Source organism: Allorhizobium undicola ORS 992 = ATCC 700741 (assembly GCF_000621665.1).
Classification (GTDB): domain Bacteria; phylum Pseudomonadota; class Alphaproteobacteria; order Rhizobiales; family Rhizobiaceae; genus Allorhizobium; species Allorhizobium undicola.
In genome coordinates, this window is sequence record NZ_JHXQ01000005.1 from 267545 (window position 1) to 292564 (window position 25020).

At 57.3% G+C, this 25020-nt stretch carries 23 protein-coding genes and 2 pseudogenes; 13 read left to right on the plus strand and 12 right to left on the minus strand.

Annotated elements, in window-relative coordinates; all coding sequences use genetic code 11:
- Positions 1 to 75: 75 nt before the first annotated feature.
- The 7 genes from T424_RS0108305 to T424_RS0108335 form a co-directional block, all read right to left on the minus strand.
- Entirely contained in the window at positions 76 to 1362 is a 1287-nt protein-coding gene (locus tag T424_RS0108305) for a hypothetical protein (protein ID WP_154664843.1), read from the minus strand.
- 13 nt (positions 1363 to 1375) lie between these two features.
- On the minus strand, positions 1376 to 2029 hold the full coding sequence (locus T424_RS0108310; RefSeq protein ID WP_027487320.1) for an ABC transporter ATP-binding protein: 654 nt from the start codon (positions 2027 to 2029) through the stop codon (positions 1376 to 1378).
- A 2-nt stretch (positions 2030 to 2031) separates the two neighbouring features.
- Entirely contained in the window at positions 2032 to 3258 is a 1227-nt protein-coding gene (locus tag T424_RS0108315) for a hypothetical protein (RefSeq protein ID WP_154664844.1), read from the minus strand.
- A gap of 219 nt (positions 3259 to 3477) precedes the next feature.
- Positions 3478 to 4314, minus strand: a complete 837-nt coding sequence (locus T424_RS0108320; RefSeq protein WP_027487322.1) for an alpha/beta fold hydrolase — start codon at positions 4312 to 4314, stop codon at positions 3478 to 3480.
- Positions 4315 to 4569: 255 nt separating this feature from the next.
- Positions 4570 to 5631: a hypothetical protein gene (locus T424_RS0108325; RefSeq protein ID WP_154664845.1), complete on the minus strand. Its 1062-nt coding sequence runs from the start codon at positions 5629 to 5631 to the stop codon at positions 4570 to 4572.
- Positions 5632 to 5696: 65 nt separating this feature from the next.
- Positions 5697 to 6668, minus strand: coding sequence for a glycosyltransferase family 2 protein (locus T424_RS0108330; protein ID WP_037066974.1), 972 nt, complete (start codon positions 6666 to 6668; stop codon positions 5697 to 5699).
- Positions 6668 to 7873, minus strand: a complete 1206-nt coding sequence (locus tag T424_RS0108335; RefSeq protein WP_154664846.1) for a glycosyltransferase family 4 protein — start codon at positions 7871 to 7873, stop codon at positions 6668 to 6670. Before T424_RS0108335 ends, T424_RS0108330 begins: the two co-directional genes overlap by 1 nt.
- 184 nt (positions 7874 to 8057) lie before the next feature.
- Here T424_RS0108335 and T424_RS0108340 point away from each other — a divergent pair, with 184 nt between their 5' ends.
- Entirely contained in the window at positions 8058 to 8882 is an 825-nt protein-coding gene (locus tag T424_RS0108340) for a manganese catalase family protein (protein WP_027487326.1), read from the plus strand.
- A gap of 228 nt (positions 8883 to 9110) precedes the next feature.
- Here T424_RS0108340 and T424_RS20505 read toward each other — a convergent pair whose 3' ends face one another.
- Positions 9111 to 9737 (minus strand): HupE/UreJ family protein, encoded by a 627-nt coding sequence (locus tag T424_RS20505; RefSeq protein ID WP_051558863.1) that lies wholly within the window; start codon positions 9735 to 9737, stop codon positions 9111 to 9113.
- Between the two features lie 330 nt (positions 9738 to 10067).
- Between T424_RS20505 and T424_RS0108350 the strand changes: the two genes are divergently transcribed.
- The 4 genes from T424_RS0108350 (at position 10068) to T424_RS0108370 (ending at position 13697) form a co-directional block, all read left to right on the plus strand.
- Positions 10068 to 10676 (plus strand): HupE/UreJ family protein, encoded by a 609-nt coding sequence (locus T424_RS0108350; protein WP_037066977.1) that lies wholly within the window; start codon positions 10068 to 10070, stop codon positions 10674 to 10676.
- A gap of 61 nt (positions 10677 to 10737) precedes the next feature.
- Positions 10738 to 11580, plus strand: coding sequence for a hypothetical protein (locus T424_RS22480; RefSeq protein WP_210164383.1), 843 nt, complete (start codon positions 10738 to 10740; stop codon positions 11578 to 11580).
- Positions 11577 to 12173, plus strand: a complete 597-nt coding sequence (locus tag T424_RS0108360) for a DUF1007 family protein (protein ID WP_027487329.1) — start codon at positions 11577 to 11579, stop codon at positions 12171 to 12173. The genes T424_RS22480 and T424_RS0108360 overlap by 4 nt, the downstream gene beginning before the upstream one ends.
- Before the next feature lie 276 nt (positions 12174 to 12449).
- A complete protein-coding gene (locus T424_RS0108370; protein WP_027487330.1) occupies positions 12450 to 13697 on the plus strand; it encodes an NAD(P)/FAD-dependent oxidoreductase in 1248 nt (415 codons plus the stop codon).
- A gap of 31 nt (positions 13698 to 13728) precedes the next feature.
- Here T424_RS0108370 and T424_RS0108375 read toward each other — a convergent pair whose 3' ends face one another.
- From T424_RS0108375 to T424_RS0108385, 3 genes are all read right to left on the minus strand, one after another.
- Complete coding sequence (locus T424_RS0108375; protein ID WP_037066979.1) at positions 13729 to 14259, minus strand: gluconokinase; 531 nt, start codon at positions 14257 to 14259, stop codon at positions 13729 to 13731.
- 289 nt (positions 14260 to 14548) lie between these two features.
- Entirely contained in the window at positions 14549 to 15016 is a 468-nt protein-coding gene (gene rirA / locus T424_RS0108380; protein ID WP_027487332.1) for an iron-responsive transcriptional regulator RirA, read from the minus strand.
- A 506-nt stretch (positions 15017 to 15522) separates the two neighbouring features.
- The gene (locus tag T424_RS0108385; protein WP_027487333.1) at positions 15523 to 17019 is read right to left on the minus strand and encodes a CoA-acylating methylmalonate-semialdehyde dehydrogenase; all 1497 of its coding nucleotides are present in this window, start codon (positions 17017 to 17019) and stop codon (positions 15523 to 15525) included.
- 104 nt (positions 17020 to 17123) lie between these two features.
- Between T424_RS0108385 and T424_RS0108390 the strand changes: the two genes are divergently transcribed.
- Together T424_RS0108390 and T424_RS0108395 are read left to right on the plus strand one after the other, a co-directional pair.
- A complete protein-coding gene (locus tag T424_RS0108390) occupies positions 17124 to 18005 on the plus strand; it encodes a LysR family transcriptional regulator (protein ID WP_027487334.1) in 882 nt (293 codons plus the stop codon).
- Positions 18006 to 18321: 316 nt separating this feature from the next.
- On the plus strand, positions 18322 to 19842 hold the full coding sequence (locus tag T424_RS0108395; RefSeq protein ID WP_027487335.1) for a site-specific integrase: 1521 nt from the start codon (positions 18322 to 18324) through the stop codon (positions 19840 to 19842).
- 61 nt (positions 19843 to 19903) lie between these two features.
- Here T424_RS0108395 and T424_RS0108400 read toward each other — a convergent pair whose 3' ends face one another.
- Positions 19904 to 20398 carry a hypothetical protein gene (locus T424_RS0108400; protein WP_154664848.1) on the minus strand — a complete coding sequence of 165 codons (495 nt, stop codon included), beginning with the start codon at positions 20396 to 20398 and terminating at the stop codon, positions 19904 to 19906.
- A gap of 67 nt (positions 20399 to 20465) precedes the next feature.
- Between T424_RS0108400 and T424_RS0108405 the strand changes: the two genes are divergently transcribed.
- The 6 genes and pseudogenes from T424_RS0108405 to T424_RS0108430 all read left to right on the plus strand — a co-directional run.
- A complete protein-coding gene (locus T424_RS0108405) occupies positions 20466 to 21125 on the plus strand; it encodes a hypothetical protein (protein WP_154664849.1) in 660 nt (219 codons plus the stop codon).
- Between the two features lie 182 nt (positions 21126 to 21307).
- Complete coding sequence (locus tag T424_RS21740) at positions 21308 to 22279, plus strand: hypothetical protein (protein ID WP_027487338.1); 972 nt, start codon at positions 21308 to 21310, stop codon at positions 22277 to 22279.
- A 55-nt stretch (positions 22280 to 22334) separates the two neighbouring features.
- Complete coding sequence (locus T424_RS0108415) at positions 22335 to 22784, plus strand: hypothetical protein (protein ID WP_027487339.1); 450 nt, start codon at positions 22335 to 22337, stop codon at positions 22782 to 22784.
- A 131-nt stretch (positions 22785 to 22915) separates the two neighbouring features.
- Positions 22916 to 24259, plus strand: a complete 1344-nt coding sequence (locus T424_RS0108420) for a hypothetical protein (protein WP_027487340.1) — start codon at positions 22916 to 22918, stop codon at positions 24257 to 24259.
- A gap of 269 nt (positions 24260 to 24528) precedes the next feature.
- A pseudogene (locus tag T424_RS22485) lies at positions 24529 to 24669 on the plus strand (flagellin N-terminal helical domain-containing protein); the annotation flags it as partial.
- A 116-nt stretch (positions 24670 to 24785) separates the two neighbouring features.
- Positions 24786 to 25020: pseudogene (locus tag T424_RS0108430) on the plus strand (helix-turn-helix domain-containing protein); the annotation flags it as partial.

A 25020-nucleotide genomic window follows, 5' to 3' on the forward strand; every position in this document is an offset into this window, starting at 1 on the left:
CCGCTTCTATCTTGCAGGCGTTTCCAGTCACACATTCCGCCGGCCAACGGAATGCACAGGCACATGCTCCTGATTTCAGTCCAGTTTCTTGCGAATGAGGAGCACCACCCCACAGGCTGCGGCGCAGACGACCACCAGCACGAGCGTCTGAAGGAACATGTTCATCACGACGCGCGGATATTTGTTGGTATCGGGCAGCGTGGGATCGGTGAAATTATCGACATACACGAGCTGGAGTGCACTGACCAGCTTGACCTTTTCCAGCTCGCTGATGGCCGATTGCATCCGGCCTTCCGCCATTTGCAGATCAAGCTTCACCTGGTTGAACATGCTGGAATAATCCGCAAGGTTTCCAGCCTTGCCGCCGGTGCCCGCCGTCTTTTCCCGCAGGCTTTTTGCCTGTTCCTGAAGGCTTGCCAGCCTTCGGTCGATATCGCCCAGTTGCGGAGAGTTTCCTTCAACCGATTTTATCAGCGCGCTGCGGCGGCCTTGCAACTGGGCAATCTCTGCCTCGACATTCGTCAGGATCGACAAGATGCTTTCCGCCGACATGCCGACGTCGAAGACGCCAGTCTGATTCTGCATATCGCGGAATTTGCCGCGCAGCTCGGTGACTTCCCGGGTGGTCTTGTCCACGTCGTTCTGGCTGGCCTGGCGCAGGTCGTTCCACATCCCGGCACTGATGGCGTTGATCTGCTGCTCGCAAAGATGGAGGACGAGCTTCAGAAGCTCCTGCGCCTCGTTCGGCGAAAAGGCCGTAACCTCAAGCTCGACAATACCGCTCTTGACATTCACACTGGCGGTGTGGTGGCGCTTCCAATATTGCAGAAGCTCTTCCTGCTTCGGCTCATCCGGCAGACGGGACAGGAAATCGATGTCATCGCGACCGAAAAGTTTCCTGAGATCGATGCTTTTCTGCAAATCCTGGATGATGGCCGGGCTTTCAAGGTAATTCAAAAGGATGGCGGTATCCTGAATGACCTTGGCCTTCGGCTCCACGCTATCGCCTGCGTAGCGGTCCCGGCTCAGCATCGGTACGGCAGAACGTACGATGAAACGCACCTCGGACTCATAGCCTGGGCTGGCGATCATCGTATAATAGATCAGCCCGCAAAGCGTCGGCAATACCAGCGTCACGATAATGATCGTGCGCAACATCCAGGTAAATACGATGTCACGGGTCTTCGGCGCCAGCCCGGCGAGCCGATAGAGGTTGCGGCGGCTGCGATTTTCAAACGTCAAAGCCCGCGCGTAGGAGCTCAGGGCAGCCGCCATTTTCTGGCTGCGCGCAATAACGCCTCCCGCTTCGGCAGGTTGCGGCTGCGCCAGTTTCTGTTCTTTCAAGGCCGTTTTTTCTGACACGAGCAATTCCGGTTTATCGGTTAAGACGCATATAGGCCGCCACCCCGTCCTCGACATTGTCGAATGGAACGAGATGCCCATCCATCAGGACATAAACGGCATCGCAATAGGATTTGATGGTATTCACATCATGGGAAATCATGATGACATCCGATTTTGCGCGCCTTGCCTTGAATGCTTCCTTGCAACGCCGCTGGAAATTGGAATCCCCCACCGCCGTGATTTCATCCACCAGATAACATTCGAATTCGATGGCCATAGAAAGACCGAAGGCAAAGCGCGCCATCATGCCCGACGAGTAGGTTCGCAACGGCTCATTCAGATAGGTGCCGATTTCGGCAAATTCCGCCACGAAGGCCAACACCCGGTGAAAATCCTCGCCATAGGCACGCGCCACGAATTTGAGATTTTCCTTGCCGCTTAATTGCACATTGAGCCCGTTGGCGAAGCCAAGCGGCCAGGACACCCGGACACTGCGGTGAATCTTGCCCTTATTGGGCATTTCCGCGCCGGAAATCAGCCGCATGGTGGTGGATTTTCCAGCGCCGTTCACGCCCAGCAGGCCATAGGAGCGCCCTGCCGTGAAGCGGACGGACTGGTTGCGCAGCACATAGCGCCTGTGGCCGCTGGTCTTGTAGAATTTCGTGACGTTTTCCAGCGTGATCATGCTCAAACCCTGTGATCTTCGATGGACAGGATGATGAGGGTGGCGGTCATCCAGAGCGTGAACATGCCCGCAGTCAGCAGAAGCCATTGCGACACGCGGTCGGGATATTCCGATTCCTCCGGCAGATGCGAGGCGGAGAATATGGAAATGAATGTCGTCCGCTTGAGCGCAGTCGATTGGGCCGTATCGAGATTGCGGCTGCTGGACTGGTAAAGCGCCTCGGCCACGACCCGGCGGGTCTCAAGCCGGGAGAATTCGATCATGTTGCTTGAAAGCTGGTCGTCACTGCCAGCCGAATCCGGTCCGGATTGTTTACCGGCAAGGCTGTTCTGGCGCATCTGGATTTGATCATCCAGCGCCTGGATCGAACGTCTGAGTTCCCGTCCCTTTGCGGTATCGTCAGCCTTTGCCGCTTTCAGCGTGTTGAGATCGATCGTCAGCTTCAGCTTTTCTTCCGTCAGCTTGGCAATGACCGCCATGACCATCCGCGCCGACGAGTTAGGATCGAGAATACCCGTGCGGTTCTGGTAATCACGCATATCGGCAAGCGTGGCCTGATAGGCCTCCAGGCTTGCCTGCATATCGGATTTGGCGCGGGTGACGAGGTCATTCTTGGCGCGCTCGGAAATCTTCTCGATCATCTCGTTGGCGGCATCCATGGCAGCCTTGGAGATGCGCTGCGAATCCTCCGGCGAAAACGCCCGCACGGTGAAGATGATAATCCCCGACGGACCATCGACATAGGTATCCACATGGCTGTCCCAGTAGCGGGTCAGAGCTTCGAACCTGGCGTCGCGTCCGCCCGGAAGGCGGGAGAAAAAATCGATGCCATCCCTGATAAAATAGCTTTTGAGATCGATGTCCCTTTCCAGCTTATCGACGAGCTGCGGCGACTTCAGATAATTGGCGACGATATAGGAATCCTGCGTCAGCGAATCACCGCCGACCAGCGAGCGGCCGGAGCGCACCTCCGACGTATCGAATTTTTCGCTGACGCCGATGGTTCTCACCACCATGCGCACTTCCGTGACATATTGGCCGCTGGCGATCAGCCCGTAATAAATTCCTCCAAGGGCCGAAGGCAGCAGAACGAAGAGAAAAAGCGTGTTGCGCTTGGTGAAAAACGCAAGGATGCGGGCCCAAAAGCCGCGTATCGCGCTGGAGCCGGGCATGGATTTTTGACGGGATCTTTGGGAATTCTTGACCGGATACCCGATTTCCATACTCATGGATATTTCCTGTTCAACCTGTCTGCCTTGACGGCAAGAGCCTGTCAGGGAAAGAGACCTCGGCACGCACCGTCCCATTCCATGGGCAATCGCTGCAATCTACCTGAATATAAACCAGTTTGAAATCAAAACACGCGGCCAGCCTCACCCTCCGTCTTTCGGTGCAGCATGTGGCCATAACGTGGCAAAAGAGTCGCGATGGCATTCCAGCGGCAGGTTTTATGGATCCAGCATCATCTTCGTATCCGAGATATTCGCCAGCAGGTCCTTCGCGGCCTGGCGTATGAAGTCACGGGATTTGTCCGAGATCACCTTCCGGATGAACTCGGCGAAGAGGGAGGTGCGCCTTTCAACGATGGAATGGGCGGAGGTCTCCGAAATGTTCAACGTCACTCCGGGAATGTCGATCAGCCGCGAAACATGCAGCCAGTCTCCCCATAAATGACTGGTATAGGGATTGGCAATTTCGCTGGCGCTGGAAAAGACCTCGAAGATTTTCCCCGAGGTACGATGCCGCAGAAATTCCCGCACATCGATCAGGTCATCGGGGGTGGTCAAGGCGTTGAGCGTTGGCGAAAAGCATATGCCGGATTTGACCGCACTGTCTGCAAATGTCTGCGGCGCACAGGCAATCGAAATCGCCCCATCCAGCATCCCCCCCATGACAAGGGCGGCATACCCCCCGGAGGATTGCCCGAAGAGGATCGGCCGCGCATAATCCAGCTTCTCACGCAAACGCATTCCGATATCGAATATCGGCGGAAGCATCTCCGAGCCGCCATACCAGAACGAGCGCATATCCTGAAAACAGATGACACGACATCGCGCATGACGTGCCACGCTGAGCATGGCGAAACGTTCGGCGTTTCCGGCGAAAATGATGAGGACATTGCGCTTGTCGTCATGCGCGGGAAACTCGGCGCAACCAATCTTGTTGGATTGGTGACTGAGGGTCTTGATGACAGCCCTCAGCCCTTCCAGATCATGCGCAGCCACCGGCTTTTCCATATGCAGGGACTGGAATGGCCCCAGGCTCGACGGCCCTACGGAAAACATGGAAACGTCCTCCCTGCCTGCCCTGTGGTCTCTCTTTTCATATGTTCCTCATGCATTTCATCCTTGCGCCATCCTCCCGATGCGCAATGACTGGAAGTTTAAAGCGTGTCGCGATCTTTCAGATTCGCTCCTGACGCTTTAAGTCATTGTTTTGTCGCGTGTCGTTATCGCAAAACCGCTGCGCACTTTTGCGCGACATGCTTTGGTTTTCCCGCATTTCCAGACGAAAAACCGGTTCCCTTTTCCCGCAAATTCTTATCGCACCTTTACCGGGGCACTTGCCCGCTGCTCCGCTTTCTGGATGAAGTGATAGAGAACCAGATCGGCTTCCAGCAGATGTTCCACCGTATTGATTTCCCGCAGAATGTCGGCAAGCTGATGCACAGGCTCCAGTTGCGGCCTCACCTGTATGGACTCCTGCGGCAGGCCCAGTATTTGCGTGATATTGGCGGGATAGCTTGCATGATCCTGCCCGGTTTCGAAAAGACTGAATTGCGACAGGGCATCGAGGGCCTGCGAAACATCGTCCAGCTTCGGAAGATCGGAAGGCGAGGATGCGACGAGCTGCTGGGTGAAGGGTGAAGACAGCAGATTGAGCGTATCCTTGGGCGCGCGACGAATGACCTTGCGCACCTGCGACCCGTCTTGCAGGTCCAGTCCGTCGAAATATTCCATCACCGGCTGGTAGAGGCTCTTGTCACGCTCCGTCACCAGCTTGAACCGGTGCTTGCTGTAGCGGCTGAAAACGATGAGCCGGGTGGCCAGCTCGTAAAAGGGGTCACGCAGAGAAACAAGCGTGAGATTAATGTTGTAATTGATGTAAAGCAGGTAATTCTTCAAAAGAACGCGGCCCGACACATAGACGGATGGCTGGTGAATGATTTCCAGCATCTGCCGGACGGTTTCGAAACCGTAATTCTCGACACGATGTTCGAAGAACTGAAAATGCGGGCGCACGGCAAGATCGATTTCCGATTGCGGCACATAGGCGGTTTCCAGACGGAAAACCTTCTTGGGAATATACTGGCCCGGCTGCGCCCTGCGGTAAAAGACCAGGCCGGAATCAGGATCGGAAAGTTCCACCTGCTTGGCCTTGCTGATGCCGGGAATATTGTCATCACTCAATATGAACGCCACATTGCCGGTTTCATGCGCGCCCTGGTCGATGGCGCCTTGCAGGAAAATCCAGCAGGTGATTTCAGTGAACTCTTCCTCGCCATTGATCCGCACATGAATTTTCGGCGTCGCGGAAAATCCGTCCGGCACGAAATAGCCGTGGATCTCTTTTCCACTATCCTTGTGTACGCAAAAGTTCATGATACCGGCTTTGTCATGGTCAAGGCTGAATGAAGGATGGTCCCGACACCACGGCCGTGGTTTATTTATGTCTTGAACAGGCGATGATCAAGCGACAGGCTTTGGGCAAGAGCCGCAGGCAGGCGCTCATGATTGGCGCCCAGACAATGACCGGCGACCAGCGCCATCCTCTGCCCGGCCCTGTTAAGCCGATCCGTCAGGCCCACATGCCCGTAAACGGGATCCACCTTCTGGCGAAAGGCCTGAAGCGTGAATTTCCCCATGGCCTCCATGGCTCGCCACGGATTGGATGACAGGCGATAGCCGAAATATTTGCGGAAATTGCGTGATTCATCGAAAGCCCGCCGCAATTGCTCGACAGGCCCGTAATCATGGGAGTGGTAAACCGGCGCATCGGGCACATAGGCCTTGGCATAGCCCGCCTCGATAATGGCGCGCGCCCAGAGCTGGTCCTCGGCAAATTCCACATCCGGATAGGGGATCTTTTCCCAGACGGACTTTCTCAGCAGCGAATTGTTGTCGGAATAGAAATGCAGGAATTGCTGCCACCCCGTATCGCTCTCGTATTTCGCGGGATCGAGGTGACGCGATACGACGAGGGGATGATGCAAAAAACCGGCAAAATGCTGATCCAGATCCTGACGGGTAAAGGGAGAAGCAGAGGCATAGGCGATGTGGCGGCCGAAAACACCGGCGATGGTCTCGTCGCTCTCGGCTGCGGCCACCATGCGGGCCAGCCAGTTCGTTTCCACAGGCTCGGCATCATGCGTCAGGAAGGCGACGAACTCCGCATCGGCCGCCGCAATGCCCAGATTGCGGGTCTTGCCGTGACCGAATTCTTCCGCGGCAATCTCGATCAGACGGATCCGGGACTGCTTTCGCAGGAATTCCCTTGTGCCATCGCGCGAGCCTGAATCGATGACGATCACTTCATAGGGCCAGGGCGTCTCCTGCGCCAGAACCTTTGCCAGCACGGATGGCAGCACGGTCATGGCGTTTTTCGCGGGAATAACGACGGCGCAACGGTTCTTCGGCATCAGCCCCCCTTCTGCGACAAGGCATGTTCAAGACGCCCGGCAATGGCGGCCTCGACCAGTCTCGCAGATTTTTCCCATGAGAAATCCTGGACATAGGCCATGCCGGCCACCCGCAAGCGGTCCTGCTCCTGCGGGTCGCGCAACAGCCGCTCCATGGCATCGGCAATGCCTTGAGGCGTCGGCTGTGCAAAGCACATGCAGTCGTCAGGAAAGATAGCGCGCACATTTTCCCGGTCGAGATCGATGACCGGGAGCCCGCAGGCCATCATCTCCTTGTTGACCAGCGAATGATTGGTGGCTGAAAACACCACCCCGATCGTGGCTTCACGGTAAAGATCGGCAAGCTGGCCACCGTTCAGCACGCCGTGATTGCGATAGGGATAAGCGACATCAAGCTCGCCCAGATCCCAGCCGAAGAAATCCACCTCGAAATCAAGGCCGCGCTTTTTCAAAAGATCAAGCGCCATGAAGGCCAGCTCCACCGCCCGTCGCGGCGTGACGAAGCGGGCATAGACGGCAATGCGCTTGCGGCTGCGCTGAACATCCGCCCGCCCGGTATTGTAAACCCCTGCATCATAGGCCAGCGGCCAGGACATGGACCAGCGGCCATAATCGCGGCTCATGCGCTCATGCAGCCATTCACCGGCACAAAGGCAATCGAAATCGAAGTGATAGGTCGCCTCGGTCAACAATGCCTCGGCGCCGGATGGATAAAAGGCGGGTTCAAAATCCTGCACCAGATAGAATTTGCGGATAAACCCGCCCATGGCATTGACGGGATAACAGGTAAAGCGATCCGTGGCGATCAGCGCATCGCCCGTCACCTCCGGCGTCGTGCCGGTAAACAGCTCGACCTTGCCGGAAAAGGGCTGGAAATGGGTATTGATCCTTTCCTTCGCATGGTCCCCAGTCTTGTGAACCGAGGGGTTCTGGATCAGGAAACGGACCTCGTGGCCGAAGCGTTCGAGATAGCTGGCAAGCCGGAAAATCGTCATATGCCCGCCCGCACCGGGGACAAAGTCGGGAATGATCCAGGTGATCTTCATTTTGCCGCGATCGAAAGCCTGCGGCGCAGGCACCTGCGACGGCGCATAATCTACGAACCTTTTCAGGTTATTGACATGGCGCAGCACGGGCGCACGCTTTTTCGAAAAAGGCGATCCGATCAGGCGGTAAAGGCGGCTCAGCACCGGTGGAAATCGCAAGGAAAACTCTCCCGTCAAAACCAGACAAGACCGTTCATTAGTTCGTATCCCCTCGCCGCTCAAGTCCCGCCTTACAACTGTCCAGCCGCGATACAGGCGGGCCGCAGGGGCGGAAATATCTCTCCGGCATGAAACATTCCTTCCTCGGTCTTGTTGGGCGGCATGAAAACATGAGGAGATTGATATGTTTTATACGGATGGCATGATGCAATATCCGGTGCGTGTCGAGCGCCCCGATCCGCTGTTTGCCCGCGCTTTGCAGCAGGCAATTGGCGGCGTGGAAGGCGAAATTCGCGTTGCCATGCAGTATTTTTTTCAAGCTTGCGGAGCGCGCGGCAATCCCAAATTTCGCGACATGCTGATGAATACCGCCGCCGAGGAGCTAAGCCATATCGAAATGCTGGCGACAGCCGTGGCGCTCAATCTCGAAGGCGCGCCGCTTTCCCTGAAGGAGGATATTGCGGCGGACCCGGTCGCAGGCGCCGTCCTTGGCGGCATGAATTTGAAGAACCTGCTTTCGGCGGGGCTTTCGGCCATGCCGGTCGATTCCGACGGCGTGCCTTTCGACATGTCGCACATCTATGCCAGCGGTAATATTGCCGCCGACATGACAGCCAATATTGCCGCCGAATCCACAGGCCGCACCCTTGCTGTGCGCCTTTATGAAATGACGGGCGATCCCGGCATGAAAGATATGCTGTCCTTTCTTATCGCACGGGACACAATGCACCAGAACCAATGGATGGCCGCGCTTGAGGAGCTGGGGGGCATGGAGGGTGTATTTCCCATCCCCAACAGTTTCCCGCAGTCGGCGGAAAACCAGGACTTCAGCTATGTCTTCCTGGGCTTTCAGTCCGATGGCAGCGAACCGCCGCCCGGCCGCTGGTCGCAAGGCAAATCCATGGACGGCAAGGGCGAATTCACGTCGCGGCCGATGACGCCGCTCGGTCAGGAGCCCGTGCTGGCCCCCGCCCCACCCGGCAGCGGCGCGCAGAGTGAACAGATGTAGAGCGTTTTTCAGGAAAAGCGGACACCGGTTTTCCGTCCGGAAATGCCTTCTGCATAATTCCTTAAATCGGAATCGATTTAAGGTGAAAATTATGCAGTAGATTTAAAGTGTTACAGCGTCCATCGTGCGTTTGATAAAACGCACGATGGACGCTGTAGAAGCAGAGAGTTGGAGCGGTTCACTGTTTGCGCGAAACATTGAACCGCTCCCGAAATCCCGCTTGCGGCGTCAGCCCATAAGTGCTGCCGCAAGATAATAAAGCCCGGCCGCCCCGATGGCCGCCCCCAGAAGCCGCACCACAGCCCCCCCCTTCAGCCGGGCGAGCCCATAGCCGATGGCAATCCCGAAAATATGGATCATGCCGGTGGCAACGACGAAACCGACCGTATAAGCGGCGGGATCTGCGGCAGAGGGTGCGATCTGACCATGCGGATAGCCATGGAACAAGGCAAAAAACGTGATGATCGCCAAGGACGCCCATTCCGGGGCACGCCAGGCAAAGGCGATGGCAAGCCCCAGCGACAACACGGAGATGGCGATGCCAACCGCCACGCACCAGTCCGGCAGCAGGCTGAACATGCCAATCACCCCACCCACACACATGATCAGCGGAAAGGTTGCAGGCAGGGTCCAGACGGATCGCCCTCCCAGTTGCGCACCCCACAACCCCACCGCCAGCATGGCCAGAAAGTGGTCAGCCCCCAGCAGGGGATGTTCGAAACCGCTGCCAAAGCCGCCCATGGGACCGCCCAGCACATGGGCCTGGGCAAGCTGGGGAAAGCCCGCCGAAACCAGAAGGCCAAGGAGAAAAAGCCGGTCTTTGCGAAGCGCCATGATCGTGTCCCGAATTGTCATGGAGCATGATCCGACCGGAGCGAAGAGAGGCCCGGCAAGATGATGCTTCAAAAAGAAAAATGTTAAAGCAAGTCGCGCAAAAGTGTGCAGCGGTGTTGCGATAACGACATGCGAAAAAACAAAATCCTGAAAGGATCGGTTTCGCGCGATTGCCGGTTTGCAGCTTTACAGCATCCCCGCCGGAGTTGAAACCGACAGAAACTGAACCTCCTTTTTCCGCATCGGGTTTGCCTGACACGCTTCACCTGCACTTTGCCATGGCGATTTGCCCCCGATGGGTTTAACCTTGCCGGATCATCATGGTTCGAGACGGCAAATTGGAGTGAAGGAATGAAGAAGCTGGCCCACCGGTTCTGGAGCGTGAAAAGCATGGCCGCTACGGCCGGAGTTTTTCTCATCATGGCTCCCGGCATGGCGCAGGCCCACATTACCCAGGGCGGTGCGGGTGGCTTGCTTCAGGGCTTCGAACATCCTCTTTCCGGCGCCGATCACCTTCTGGCCATGTTTTCCGTAGGCCTGTGGGGCGCGCAAATGGGCGGACGCAATGTATGGACATTGCCCATTACCTTTCCGCTGATCATGGTTCTCGGCGGCGTTCTCGGCATTGCAGGCTTTCCCCTGCCCGCCATCGAAACCGGCATTGCCCTTTCCATTCTGGTGCTGGGTGCAGCCATTGCCTTTGTCTGGCGTCCGCCGGAATGGCTGGCACTGGGCATTATCGGTCTTTTTGCCATCTGCCACGGCTATGCCCATGGGGCAGAGCTGCCCGCAGCATCCGATCCGGCGGATTTTGCCATTGGCTTCGTGCTGGCCACCGGCCTCATCCATCTTGCGGGCATAGGTCTGGGCCTCGGCGTTCAGCGCGCACTCGGCAATAGCCTGTTGCGGGTTCCGGGCGGGCTGATTGCCCTTGGCGGGCTATATTTCCTGGTGGCCTGAAAGCGCCAGACCAACCCGATTTGCAAACATGCGGCCCGCTGCCCGCGAAAAGACTGGATGCGTGAAGAGCTTGCCTGAAGGATTTCGTGATGCCGCCGGTTTTCGCTTTCTCATCGGAGGCGCTCTCAAGAGCGCGTCCCGCTTCCGGTGCAATGCACTAAGCCTTTTTGCGGCACTGCTGCTGTTCGCAGGCACCTTGGGCTTCGTGCTTTATCTTCTGTGGTGCGCGGCAAACGATATACCGGCGCAAGTGTGGCTGTTGGAACCGATCCTGTCTGCCGAACGGCTTTTGCCGCTGATCGGCGTCGGGCTGGTGATAGGTCAGCTCTCACCCCTGCCGCGCATTGGCGCGGCAATCGCACTTATATCGGGCATGATGCTCAGCCTCGCCTTCAAGCAGGATGTGCTTTCTGCCCTTGCCCGCTTGCCGGGCGCCCCCGCCCACTTCTTTCTGGTGGGGCCGCTTGGCTGTTTTTGCGCGGGCGCCATTCTCGTTCTGCCTCCACGTCTGCGCCCCTTGCCAGCCTTGCCGCTGCTGCTGGCGGCCGGCGGTTTTCTGGCACTTGCGGCGGATTTTTCCAATCCCGGCCTGCATGACCGTCGCGCCCTGCCCGTCGGACTTGGTTTGATGATCTGGATCATTCTGGCCATTGCCCTGCCGGTTTCCTTGCAGCAAAAGTCATGGACCGCCACGGCCAGCCGCATTGCCGGAAGCTGGCTGCTTGCCATTGGCGCGCTTTATGGCGGCGCCTATATGGCCGCACGCCAGCAGGCGCTTGTGCCGCCGGAATTTTCCGCCGCCCCGCCCGCCGATGGCATCCACCCCGGCTTTTCCCCGGTCTTGAAGGCCTTCGACCGGACGGGACCGCAAAGGCCGATGACCGACGAGGACTGGTCGCCATGATGATCCTGCGCAAGGGCCTGCTGGCAATCGGTCTTTTTCTGTCCCTGCCCCTGGCATGTCAGGCCCATCCTGACATTGCCATCACGCTGAAGGTGCTGTTCAACCTGAAACGCGGCGTATTGACCGGGATTGGCCAAAGCTGGACCTTCGACAAGGCCTATAGCGCCACCCTGCTTGCCCGCTACGACACAGATGGCGACGGCGCGCTGAATGAAAAGGAAATACTCGCTCTGCGTAACCGCCTGATGAGCGACCTTCGCCGCTGGCGCTTTTTTTCCCGCGTCGAGATGAACGGCCAAAGGGTTGCCCGCCTGGAGCCTGCCGACATGCAGATCACCCTTGCCGAGGGTGCCGTCACCGTAGTCTTCGCCTTCAATCTGGCGGGAGCCGTGGATATGCGCGGGCAGACTCTGACCCTCGATATTCACGATCCGGACTATCAGGCAGCCTTCCGCCTTGCCGCCGATCAGGCTTTGCAACTGCGCGGCGACGACAGCACCGCCTGCCGTATCTTTGAAAAGCCCGATCCCGACAGGCCCTATTTCGCAGGCCTCATCACGCCAAGCCTCATTCACCTGCAATGCGACCGCTGACATCGGCAAGACCGCAAAACCGGGATCCACTTTTGCTGGAAATGCTTATTTTCACGCATTTCCGGACGCAAAACCGGGGCCCACTTTTGCTGGAAATGCTTCTTTTCACGCATTTCCGAACGCAAAACCGGGGGGCCACTTTTGCCGAAAATGCTCCAAGCTTCTATTTTTAAAGCATAATCTTGTCGATCCTCGCTTCACTCCGGTCGAATTATGCTCTAAAACCACACGGAAAGTTTGCATCTTTCCTGCAAAGTGTCTGAGCAAGGTTTTTCAATGTCCGCAGATGTGATCGTTCTTGGTGCCGGCATCATCGGGGTTTCCACCGCCCTGCATCTCGCCCGCAAGGGCCGTTCCGTGGTGCTGGTAGACCGTCGCGGCGCAGGCGAGGAAACCTCCTTTGGCAATGCCGGGCTTATCCAGCGCGAAGGCGTCGTTCCCTATGGCTTTCCGCAGGAATGGCAGCTTCTTCTGCGCTATGGCCTCAACAATCGCATCGATGCGCATTATCATGCCCGCGCCCTGCCGCGGCTCGTGCCCTTTCTTTCCTCCTATTGGTGGAATTCCAACAGGAACCGGCATGACGCCATCGCGCGGGCCTATGCTCCCCTGATCGAGCATTCCGTCAGCGAACACGAAGTGCTCATCAAGGCGGCTGGCGCAGAAGACCTCATTCGCAAGGATGGCTGGCTGGAGGCCTTTCGCACCCCCGCCGCCCACGACAAGGAGGCGGCGGAAGCCGAGCGCCTTTCGCGCGAATACGGCATTCGCTATCGATTGCTGGATGCACAGGCGCTCTCCACCGAGGAGCCGCACCTTAAATCCGTCTTTATCGGCGGCCTGAAATGGGAAGACCCCTGGTCGGTCAAGGATCCGCAGGCCTTGACGCTCGCCTATCTTCGCTATTTCGAAAGTCTCGGCGGCCGCATGGTAAACGGCGATGCGCGATCCCTGCGCCAGTCCGGCAGCGGCTGGCAGGTTGACACGCAGGAAGGGCCGGTCAGCGCCGGAGACATCGTGGTGGCGCTCGGCCCCTGGTCGGATGACGTGACGGCGCCGCTCGGTTATCGCTTCCTGCTGGGTGTAAAGCGCGGCTATCACATGCATTACGCCCCTCAGGGCAACGCCGTTCTCAACAACTGGACCATGGACAAGGAGCGCGGCTATTTTCTCGCCCCCATGGCAAAGGGCATTCGCCTGACCACAGGCGCCGAATTTGCCGATCGCGACGCCCCGAAAACGCCCGTGCAGCTTCAGCGCGCCGAAAGCGTCGCCCGCACGATCTTTCCGCTGGCAGAGAGACTGGATGCCGAACCATGGATGGGCGCCCGCCCCTGCACGCCAGACATGATGCCGGTGATAGGCAAAGCACCGCGCCACAAGGGTCTGTGGTTTGCCTTCGGCCACGCCCATCACGGTCTGACCCTTGGCCCCGTGACCGGACGGCTGATCGCGGAGGCCATGTGCGGTGAAAAGCCCTTCCTCGACATTTCCGCCTGGAGGCCGGAGCGCTTCAAGGCGTGACCCCGCGTCAGGTGCAAGTGCGACGCTGTCGCTACATCCTGCTCAGGCCAGCAAGCGCTGCCTCGACAATATCGTTGATGCTGCGGTCTATGGCGACTGTAACGACAAGCGGCTCGCCCGCAGGATTTTCCAGCGTCGCAAGCTGGCTTTCCAACAGGCTGACCGGCATGAAGTGGCCGGTTCTTTCGCCCATGCGCTGGCTCAACAAGGCTTTGGAGCCCTCAAGATAAACAAGGGCAGTGCGGTGTCCCGTGGCCTTTCGTAAAAGATCGCGGTAGGATTTCTTCAGGGCCGAGCAGGAGACAACAACGCCCTGCCCATTTTCCAGCGCCGCGCGCATATGCACCCCGATTGCCTCCAGCCATGGCCAGCGATCCTCATCGGAAAGCGGAGTGCCTGCCGCCATTTTCTCGACATTTGCCTTGGGGTGGAGGCTGTCGCCCTCAAGAAACGGCAGATGCAGGCGCTCCGCAAGCCTCTCGCCAATCGAGGTCTTGCCGCAGCCGCTGACACCCATGACGACAATGGCGAGAGGTTCGCGAGCTGGTTCCGGCACAGTCATGACATCCTCGTTCTTTTGGAATTCCGACAGCGTTTTCCGCGCTATTGCATAATTCCTTAAATCGGAATCGAGTTAAGGTGAAAATTATGCAGCAGATTTAAAGTGTTACAGCGTCCTTCGTGCGTTTGATAAAACGCACGGCGCTGTAGCCTGTTTCGGCAGCAACAGAACACAGGCCTGTTTCCGCATGAAAATGCCCGACACAAGGCCGGGCAGCAACTGCGTGTTGATTTTGCATCATTCTGTCTGCGCGGGCCTTGTCTTTTTGGCCCACGTCAAAGAGCCGTGCTCAGGCGGCAGGTGCGGAAACCTGCTTGAGATCGTCAAGTCCGAGAAGGAAGTTGATCTGCGGACGCGCCTTGACCAGATCGTCGATGCTGTAATCCATCAGCACTTCGAAGAAGGCATTGAGCGCCTTGCGAAGCGCGGAATTGAGGCCACAGCTATCCACAAGCGGGCACTCGACATGGCCGTCATCCTCGAAACATTCCGCCATGGCGAAACTGTCTTCCGTAACCTTCACCACATCGAAAAGGCTGATCTTTTCCGCCGGACGCCCCAGACGCACGCCGCCATTGCGGCCCCGCACCGTCTCGACCAGACCGGCCTTGGTCAAAGGCTGAAGGATCTTGAACAGAAAAAGCTCCGACACGCCGTAGGCCTTGGCAATTTCGGGAATACGGCTGAGATGGTCCTTGTTGGCAGCGCAATACATCAGCATTCTTACGGCATAATTTGTCTGCTTCGTCAGGCGCATATCGCCACTCCCTCGCTATCTGCGTCTTTATAGCAGCTTTACAGTTTTGAACAATTCCAAAATTGGACTCTTCGGGAATAGTTCGGCTCAAGCGCTTTGGATCAACTGAAGGTGGTCCATAAAAGTGGATATTTCAAGTCTAGATTTATATTTTCAAGGTCGAAAATTCTCAATGGCCCGGCTTGGCATTAAAAAAGGCTCCCGCAGGGGAGCCTTTCTCAGATCGCAAGATATGCGCCGTAGTTGATGCCGGCCCGCGCGACCGCAGCGAAGCGAGGACGCGCAGACCAGCAATACCATCCGGCATCACTTCATCGTCGGCATCACGAACTCGGCGCCGGACTTGATGCCAGCCCGCGCGACCGCAGCGAAGCGAGGACGCGCAGACCAGCGATACCATCCGGCATCACTTCATCGTCGGCATCACGAACTCGGCGCCGGACTTGATGCCAGCCCGCGCGACCGGAGCGAAGCGAGGACGCGCAGACCAGCGATACCATCCGGCATCACTTCATCGTCGGCATCACGAACTCGGCGCCGGACTTGATGCCGGATGGCCAACGGCTGGTGACGGTCTTGGTGCGGGTCCAGAACTTGATGGCATCGGTGCCATGCTGGTTCAGGTCGCCGAAAGAGGAAGCCTTCCAGCCGCCGAAGGAGTGATAGGCCAGCGGAACCGGGATCGGAACGTTGACGCCGACCATGCCGATATTGACGCGCGAGGCGAAATCGCGGGCCGCATCGCCATCGCGGGTGAAGATGGCAACGCCATTGCCGTATTCGTGCTTCATCGGCAGCGACAGGGCTTCCTCATAGGTCTTGGCGCGCACCACGGAGAGAACCGGGCCGAAGATTTCGGTCTTGTAGATGTCCATGTCGGTGGTGACGTTGTCGAACAGGCAGCCGCCGACGAAGTAGCCGTTTTCATAGCCCTGAAGCTTGAAATCGCGGCCATCGACCACGAGCTTTGCGCCCTGCTCCACACCGGTGTCGATCAGACCGAGGATGCGCTCGCGGGCTTCCTTGGTGATGACGGGGCCCATATCGGCCTTTTCATCGGTATAGGGGCCGATGCGCAGCGACTCCACCATGGGCGTCAGCTTTTCGATCAGGCGGTTTGCGGTTTCCTCGCCGACCGGAACGGCAACGGAGATCGCCATGCAGCGCTCGCCAGCCGAACCGTAGCCTGCACCCATGAGGGCGTTTGCGGCCTGGTCCAGATCGGCATCCGGCATGATGATCATGTGGTTCTTGGCGCCACCGAAGCACTGGGCGCGCTTGCCGTTCATGGCAGCGGTGCCATAAACATAGCGGGCGATCGGCGTGGAGCCGACGAAGGAAATGGCGCCAATGTCGGGATGGGTCAGAAGACCGTCCACGGCCGACTTGTCACCATTGACGACATTGAGGATACCGGCGGGAAGACCGGCCTCGATCATCAGTTCGGCCAGGCGGATCGGAACGGAAGGATCGCGCTCGGAAGGCTTGAGAATGAAGGCATTGCCGCAGGCAATGGCGGGGGCGAACATCCACATCGGGATCATACCGGGGAAGTTGAAGGGCGTGATGCCTGCGCCGATGCCAACCGGCTGGCGGATCGAATACATATCGATATTCGGACCGGCGCCTTCGGTGAACTCGCTCTTGGACAGATGCGGAATGCCAATGACGAATTCGCAAACTTCCAGACCACGCACGATGTCGCCCTTGGCGTCATCGACGGTCTTGCCATGCTCGCGCGAGAGCAGCGTGGCCAGCTCGTCCATGTGCTTGTTCAGCAATTCCACGAACTTGATGAAAACACGGGCGCGGCGCTGCGGATTGGTGGCGGCCCATTTCGGCTGCGCAGCCTTGGCATTTTCAACGGCTGCGGCCAATTCCTCGGCGCTCGCCAGATGCACTTCGCCCTGGATTTCGCCAGTTGCGGGATTGTAGATGGGCTGCGTGCGCCCGGACGTGCCGGCAACCTGCTTGCCGCCAATGAAATGACCAACCTGATACATAGGTTTCCTCCTTGTTTCTGAAAGCGACTATCCAACTTTAATTTGCACAACGCAATGCGATGAATTACGTATCCGTTGTGCAAATTTTAAAGTACGGATGAGCCATGAACTGGGACGATGTCCGCATTTTTCTGGCCGTGGCGCGCACGGGCCAGATCCTGGCTGCCTCACGCCGCCTGGGCCTCAATCATGCCACGCTTTCCCGGCGGCTGACAGCGCTGGAGGATGCGCTGAAAACGCGGCTCTTCATACGCCGCACCCATGGTTGCGAGATCACGGCGGAGGGCGAAACCTTTCTGGTGAGTGCCGAGCGCATGGAAACCGAAATGCTGGAAGCGCAGGCCCGCCTTGGCCGCACCGATGCGCGGGTGGCCGGAACCGTGCGGATCGGGGCGCCGGACGGCTTTGGCGTGTTTTTTCTGGCGGCCCGGCTGGGCGGGCTTCTGGAACGCCATCCGGAATTGAAGGTGCAGCTCGTGCCGGTGCCGCGCTCTTTTTCGCTTTCGCAGCGCGAAGCCGATATTGCCGTCACCCTCCAGCGGCCGGATCAGGGCAGGCTGGTTTCCTCGCACCTGACCGATTACACGCTGGCGCTCTATGCCTCCCGCGATTATCTGGACAGCTACGGCGCACCGCAGCAGGTGGAGGCGCTGAAACAACATCGGCGGATCGGCTATGTCGAAGACCTGATCTTCACGCCCTCGCTCAATTATACCAATGAAATCCTGCGGGACTGGAATGCCGGTTTCGAGATTTCCTCGGCAATCGGCCAGACGGAGGCGGTGCGGGCGGGAGCCGGCATCGGCATTCTCCATGCCTATATCGCCCGCCAATATCCCGAACTGGTGCGCGTCCTGCCGGAACTTTCCATCCGCCGCGCCTACTGGACCACCTATCACGAAAGCCTGCGCGACATTGCCCGCATCCGCACCGTGGTGGATTATCTAGGAGAAAGCGTGCGCGCAGAACGCGGCGTCTTCGAGTAGGCGTAACGGCACAATGCCAGCAATGATGCTGTAGCGTCAGCTTTAAGATGTCGTTTATAAAGGGAAAATGGTACGGTTGGGGGGTCTCGAACCTCCGACCTCAGGTGCCACAAACCTAAAGCCTAGCGTTATCGCAAGATTCCGATCGAGATTGAGGTCTTTTATTTTCTCGCTAATTTGTTGACACACATAGATATTTCTCGTTATCTGGCCGCAATTCAAGACATCGCTCAGCCCGCACGGGAGCGAATAAAAGACCCCAAATCCGGAAAGCGAATGTTCCAGACGTGTTCCATAAAACGAGGTAACGACCCCAATGGCTACCATTTCTGACAAAGCCGATCTTCGCCCCTCTCACCTCGCCGACTTCCTCAAGAAGGCAAGCCCTGGGCATAAGGGGAGCCATTACATCACCGACCTGAAGTGCACCGGCCTTTCCCTCCGCCTCAAGAATGAGAAGGTCGCCTTCTTTCTGCGATATAAGGGGATCAACAAAACCCTCGGCTGGGCGCACGAAGGGGAAGCTTGGTACATCCCGTCGATCAAGGCGGCGCGAGAACTTGCCGAAAAGGTGAAGCGCCAGATAGATTTCGGCGGAGACGCCCACGCTGACGAATTCCTTCGGCAGCATCACCACGCCGTCGAAAACAACCTTGGCCTTTCTCACGACGACATCATCAGGGAGATGCGGCCCAGAGCTGGCACATGGACCTTGCGCCGGTGCATCGAGCAAACGATTGAAGACAAGACGGCGAAATCGGCGGCGAAGCCATGGCGAGGGCCGACCGTTTCGACCCTGAAGTCCACCTTTGCAAAACCGGACTTCAAAGACCTCCTCGACATGCCGGCCGTCAATATCAAAAGGGCCGATATCGAGAGCATTCGCGACGTCATGCTCAAGAAGCACGAGTCGCCTTCCCCTGCGGCGAAAGTCGTTTCGAACGTCAGTACTATTCTCAGCCACTGCCAGTCCGTTCACGGAGGCCAATCCGGCCTCGACCGTGTCGAGCCCTGGTGGAAAATCCTGACAGTTGGGCGCGCGGTCAAACCCCGCACGAGAAATCCGGGGCTAGAGGGATTGGCAAAGACGCTCGTTCTTGTCGATACCTATACGACGAAACGTCTGCCGGGGCGCATGGACGCCAAGCACGACCACAAGCACGGTATCCGTGACGGCGTGGCGGCAGCCTTCCATTGGGTCTGCCTCACGGCGCAGAGGCAGGGAGCGGCGCTGGCAATCCGTCGAGCCGACTACATTCCTGACCCCGACAATGAAGGCTGGTACCTAGCCGCATGGGGCGAAGGGATTATGAAAGCGGGCGTCGCCCACATCCTGCCCGTCCCTCCCCGGATGGTCCAGCACATGGCCACAAAGCTCGCCCTCATGAACAGGCCAGATAGCGAGTGGCTTTTCCCCTCTGAGCGAGGCGAGGAAGATATCCATATCCACCGATCGTCTACGCTTGCCGTCTGCCAGCGGTTGGCCGCACGAGACACGCTCACGAAGAAGCGCAAGACGGCGGTCGACCTCTTCGCGGCGAACGGCATAAAATGGTGGACACCACACGATCTGCGGACAACCATCACCAAGACACTAGATCAGGCCGGTATTCCGGGGGGCGCATCGGTGATCCTTGCTCACGAGATGAGACGCACCGACAAGCTAGACGTCGAAGACGACGATTCACGGGAGCAGCGGATCGCGCGAATTACGAGGCTCGCCTACGGCGGCGCGCAACACCTGCATTTAAAGCGCAAGGCGATGCTGGTTTGGACGGATGCGGTCCTCGACGAACTGGAAATCTGGAAATCGAGAACTGACTTGCAGATGGCCTAACTAGCTTTAGCTGTCGCACGCCCTCTAAGGCTATTCTCATCGCTCCAGCGTCGCCTACATATCAGTCTGGCTTATTGAGCGCTTCGGCTGCAATTTCCGCATCGACCCGCGCGATAGTTTCCCTCAATCTTGCACTGTATTCTGCGTCCTTCAATCGGTTGATTTGCCCGACATATTCACCACACCAGTGCTTGAACCAAAGGTGCGGATAGATTTTATGGAAAACTTCGTCCGGGCCTCGATAGCTAGCATAATTTTCGCATTGTACGGTCACGACCTCCAAAGAACTGCCTCTATATTCCCGGGCCTTGACCATATTCGAATGCAAGACAATCAACAGGGTGACCGCCAACAATAAACAGATGATACCAACGACCCGCGAGCCACGGTTGATATCCTGGTATGTAGCTTTCGACATCGCAGTCTCTCCATCTTTGCGAGCCTCTGAGACATCTCTAAAGCCCCAAAATACAAATTCTCCTGAAGAACAATGGCAATCAGTCGATGAAGTATGGTCGGTATTTTTACCCCCGCCGATAACGGAATTATCGACCAAAATACTTCAGCCAAATTTAAAAGCCGCATGACTAAACCAGAGTCCTGAGGACTATTTGGAGATCGTCATGAGTGAAGCAGGCAGAGCAACAGGAGCGGGCTTAGTCATGTCTGCCGGGATAGCCAACGCGGCCGTTGGGGGCGCTCTGGCATCGGGCGAAGCGACAGGGCTCATCATGGCGGCAACCCGCAGAGCGGTGCAAGCTGGCCAGCAGGGCTGGGACGTGGATGGCAACTTTGTCAGTTCAAAGTTCGTGTTCAATTTCCAGACGATGGAACTATTCGACGGATCAGAAACCCACCCGATTTCCGCTGTGACTGGCGCGACGTTTGAAGACAACATTGTCAAACTGTACCTCAAGAACCGAATACAGCCGAAGACGATCGCGGTTGGCAATCCTCAACGCGGAGAAACGATTTGCCGCGTCATCGGGGACATGCTGGATGGTGAGACATACGACGCAGATGGGCACCACCGTCTGGGCACGGTTATCAGCCGTTCGCGGATACCCGGGTTCGGAACCCTGATCCGCTACAGTATCCGCAGTATCCTGCTGGCTATTCCGTTGACCTTTTTCTTTAAAGCGTCGATCGACAATTACGGAAGTATGGCCTGGTACGAATACAAGACAGCCATAGCCATTATCTTCCTGCTTTCCATGGCTTGGCGGCTCCTACGCCCTGTTCGTGTTCCACAATGGAGGAGCCCGACAGTTGCCAGCGATTAATGCGGATCACGGGTCCTCGGTCACTTCCGACTTGGGATCATCAAGCTGATCACGCCCGTATGTGATCGCACCCCAACACGGCCTTGACGACGTCCGTAGTGGGCAACGCTTCGTGTCCCCTTGCCGCTGCCTACGCAGTCCGTGACGTCTTAATTTGAAGCCAAGCTACCTTAGAGGTTTCCATGAAATCCACATTTGCCGCCTCGATGATCCTGCTGTCCTGTGCCGCGACGGCAGAAGCCGCTGACTGGCCTAAGGGCGACGTCGACCAAGCTGTAAAAGTGGTGGCGCTACGAGAGAAGGAGTATATCGAAGAATGCGTGATCTCTTACGGCACGAGCATCCACTACGAGTCCGCACAACGGGATGTGAACGGTGACGGGATCAACGAGATCATCGTTTACAGCTACCCCGCGGAACTAGGAAGTGGTGTCACCGGCTGTTACGGCTGGGTCGGCAAGCATATGTATCTCACGTCCAAGGCCAAAGGGACTTGGGAAATTCTGGTCATTGGCGAAAATACGCATGACTTCGTCTTCCACCCCCGTCAGCCCGGCGAAATGCCAGACGTCGAACTAATTGGACCCGGCTTCTGCTTTAACGTTCAACGTTTTCATATGGGTGAGTACAAACTTTGGAAGGTCTGTGACGGGAACAGGCAATTATTCGCCGATGCAGCCCCCTGGCTTACAGACATGAGCATTGTCGCTCCCAGTGATGCCGGCAGCGAAGGTGCCGCGCCGGTTGCTGCAGAGCCAATCGAAGTTTCGTCGTCTGCGGCTGCCGATCTAGTGAGCAATCGTGAGATTTCCGATCATAATGGCTCAGCCATGCGGGTAGACCCAGCAAAGGGAATAATCACCTATCACGAGCCGAAAGCTTCAATAGCCGGAACAATCAAGCCTGGGACACTTCTCTTCAAGGCTGATGCGCCGTGGGACCCTTACAACGACTCCGCTCTGATCAAGGGCACAGCGTATGTGTTTAAGAAGGGTTGCGAACCCGCTCCCTACCCCGTGAGTGGCCATCATTCGGGCTGGCACACAATCACGCTGAAGGGTGCCGCACCGGTGCGGGAAAAAAGCAGCTGCAAGGTCATCGGTTACAAGATGAACGGAAACTCAACCCTGAAATTCGAGAGCTGGGGCGATTGAGAGCCCCTATGCGTAGACCAGAGCCAGAAGCCTACAAACAACAGGACATTTCTCGATGAAGACAATCACCGGCACGATCCTAGAGACCAGCCCTTACAATTTGGACGAATCTGGCTTTACGGATATTCATGAGGTGAGAATTCAAGGCGATGACGGCACGATCTATGTCATCCCGAAGCTTGGCGTCTGCACACGCCTGTCAAATGCTATCGTGCCAGGAACCCATGGTACATTCACGATTTACAAGACGATCTTTCCGAGGCGAGTACTGATGGCCGCGAACGTCGCGGGAAAAACGGAACTCTGTAACGCTCTGACGACGAAAACGTTTCTCCAAGGGTTAGCAATCGCACTTGCCGGGATTCCACTCCTTCCGTTCTTTGGTTTTGGTCTCTTCTTCATCGTGCTTGGATGCAGTGCGATGAACCGTGTACGCAAATTTAACAAACTCAAGTCGTCACTGATCTCCGTCGGCGCACCCATACAAAAGTTTCAGGTGGTATGATCGCCAGAGCCTCGGACGATGCCCCAGGAACATCCATCAGCTCCGATCGGGCTTAGTGGCTATTGATCTCGCGAAATCGCTGACACACCATTGTATTCATGACTGAAAACAAGTGCACGCAGGCGGTATAATTGAGCGATAACCAGGAAGAATTCGACGCGCTGCGCAAGGCAGTCTACCCCTTCGTGAATGAGCACGGCAAAGACGCAGAGCCGCTCCGCAGCTTCTGCGAAGACTTCATGCGCGAGTGGCGCGCGAAACGAGGATCGCGCGGTAGCGATGATCGCGGCCTAATCAATGACGTCGTGCGCTGGACGATGAACAGGTATAATCGGCCCCGGTACCAGCCCAAGCGCGGTCGTGAAGAGCGTGCATCCACGTTCCTTCTGACCCCGGGAGCGTACCACATGTCAGAGGAAGACTTCGGTCGGGCGTCCGTTCGAAATGCGGCCCGGATCACCGGCCAATCGAAGAGTACGGTTGGCCGACACCTTGTGCGCCACGGCATCGCTCCGCGCCGCGATGCCAAAATCAAGAAGTTGACCAAGACTACGCAACAGCTCGTGCGAATCCTCGACGCGACGTTTGATCGGCAGGCCGCGGGTATTCTTCAGCTTGAAAGGCTGGGAACGACCCTATGGGATGGAGGCGACACACGGCACGTTCCGTCGACAACGCAAGCCTCACGCAGAAAGAAACTCGCTACGCTGCTCGCCGAGATTTCAGGTGCGGGCGTCGGCTACAACATCGTTACGATAGCGGATGTTTGCGGCGTCTTTCGTGGACGTCGTTTCCGCTCGCCGGAAGAAGCGAGCGCCTGGATAGCGGAGGCACAGCGACTGGGACGCTATCCCGCCATCCGTCAGCCTGAACCTATCGCCGTACCGGTCGGACGGGATTACTTCTGGGCCGATCCTTTTGTCATGGACGTCATGGCCCTCATCGAGATGGGCGTAACCGGTCATTTCTACCCGGTCGAAAAACTGGAGCCGATCTACCGTTTCGAGCGCCTGCTGATCGACATGACGCCGGTTCTGCCATGGCTGGAGCGCGCCCATCATTCCTTCGCTGGCGATGATATCGCGGAAAACCTTTCAGCCTTGGCGGGCAAGATTACCGACCCCTTGGTGCGCAAGGCGACGGCCCGCCTTGCCACAATCATGCGAGACCTCAAAAACTTCATGGGGCCTTTGCCGACATGCTTCGATGCGTTCCAAAACGTCGACATGGTCCTCGGCGTCATGGACAAGACAGCGGAAGCTTCGCCCGAAAGCTTTGCCAGGCTGGCCTACATCCGAGAATGGTTCGCGACGACCGGCGAGGATTACCTTGAAGCCAGAGACCGTCTTTCGCGGATGCTGGTGCTGGAGAAGTCAGGCGAATGGCAAGCGCCCGACAGCGAGACCCTGTCTCACTACCTTCCCGAAGTGGTTCAGGAGGTAGAAGTCGGCGACGAAAACGACTTGCCGTACTAATTATGTCAATTTTATCAATACCTTGATCGATATTGTCCCGTTTTTCTTATATAGTAAGGGATATTGCTCTTGGTGGAGGCCGGCTGGATACCCAGGCGAGCGATGCGCGCTCAACCAGAATGGTCGGCTTAAAAGCGATCGGCATCAGTATTTTTACCCAAGCCACATCGCGCGAAAATTAAGACTTCATGAACCATTTTACCCGCGCGGCAAATTGCGCCGACGGCACATGAAGGGCCAAGACACACCGTATTCGACGGCCCCGTTTCATGACAAGCATCCTTACGAACAACGCTGCCATCGCCGCACTCGATATCCTGCGCAACATCGGTTCCCAGCTCGGTACCGAGCAGAGCAGGGTTTCGACAGGGATGCGCGTCGCGAACGCGGCCGACAACGCTGCCTACTGGTTGTGATTAGGCATGGAATAAGGACCCCGCAAATGGGGTGATCGGCGTCCAAACGGGCCCCCCATCTGCGATGGGGTTACAACAGCCTCCGGTTTCATCGGAGGCTTTTTGTTTGGATGCTTATTGTGGAAACAATTCTGAAGATACGGCGGCTAGCCCATGTTCAGGGCAAGTCGATCAAGGCGATCTGCCGGGAGTTGGGCATATCGCGGAAAGTGGTGCGGAAGGTTTTGCGCACCGATGAGACGGAGTTCAAATACGAACGGACCCGTCAACCTCAGCCGAAGCTCGGCCCCTGGCGCGATCAGCTCGATGGAATGCTGCTCGCCAATGAGGCCAAATCCTCTCGCG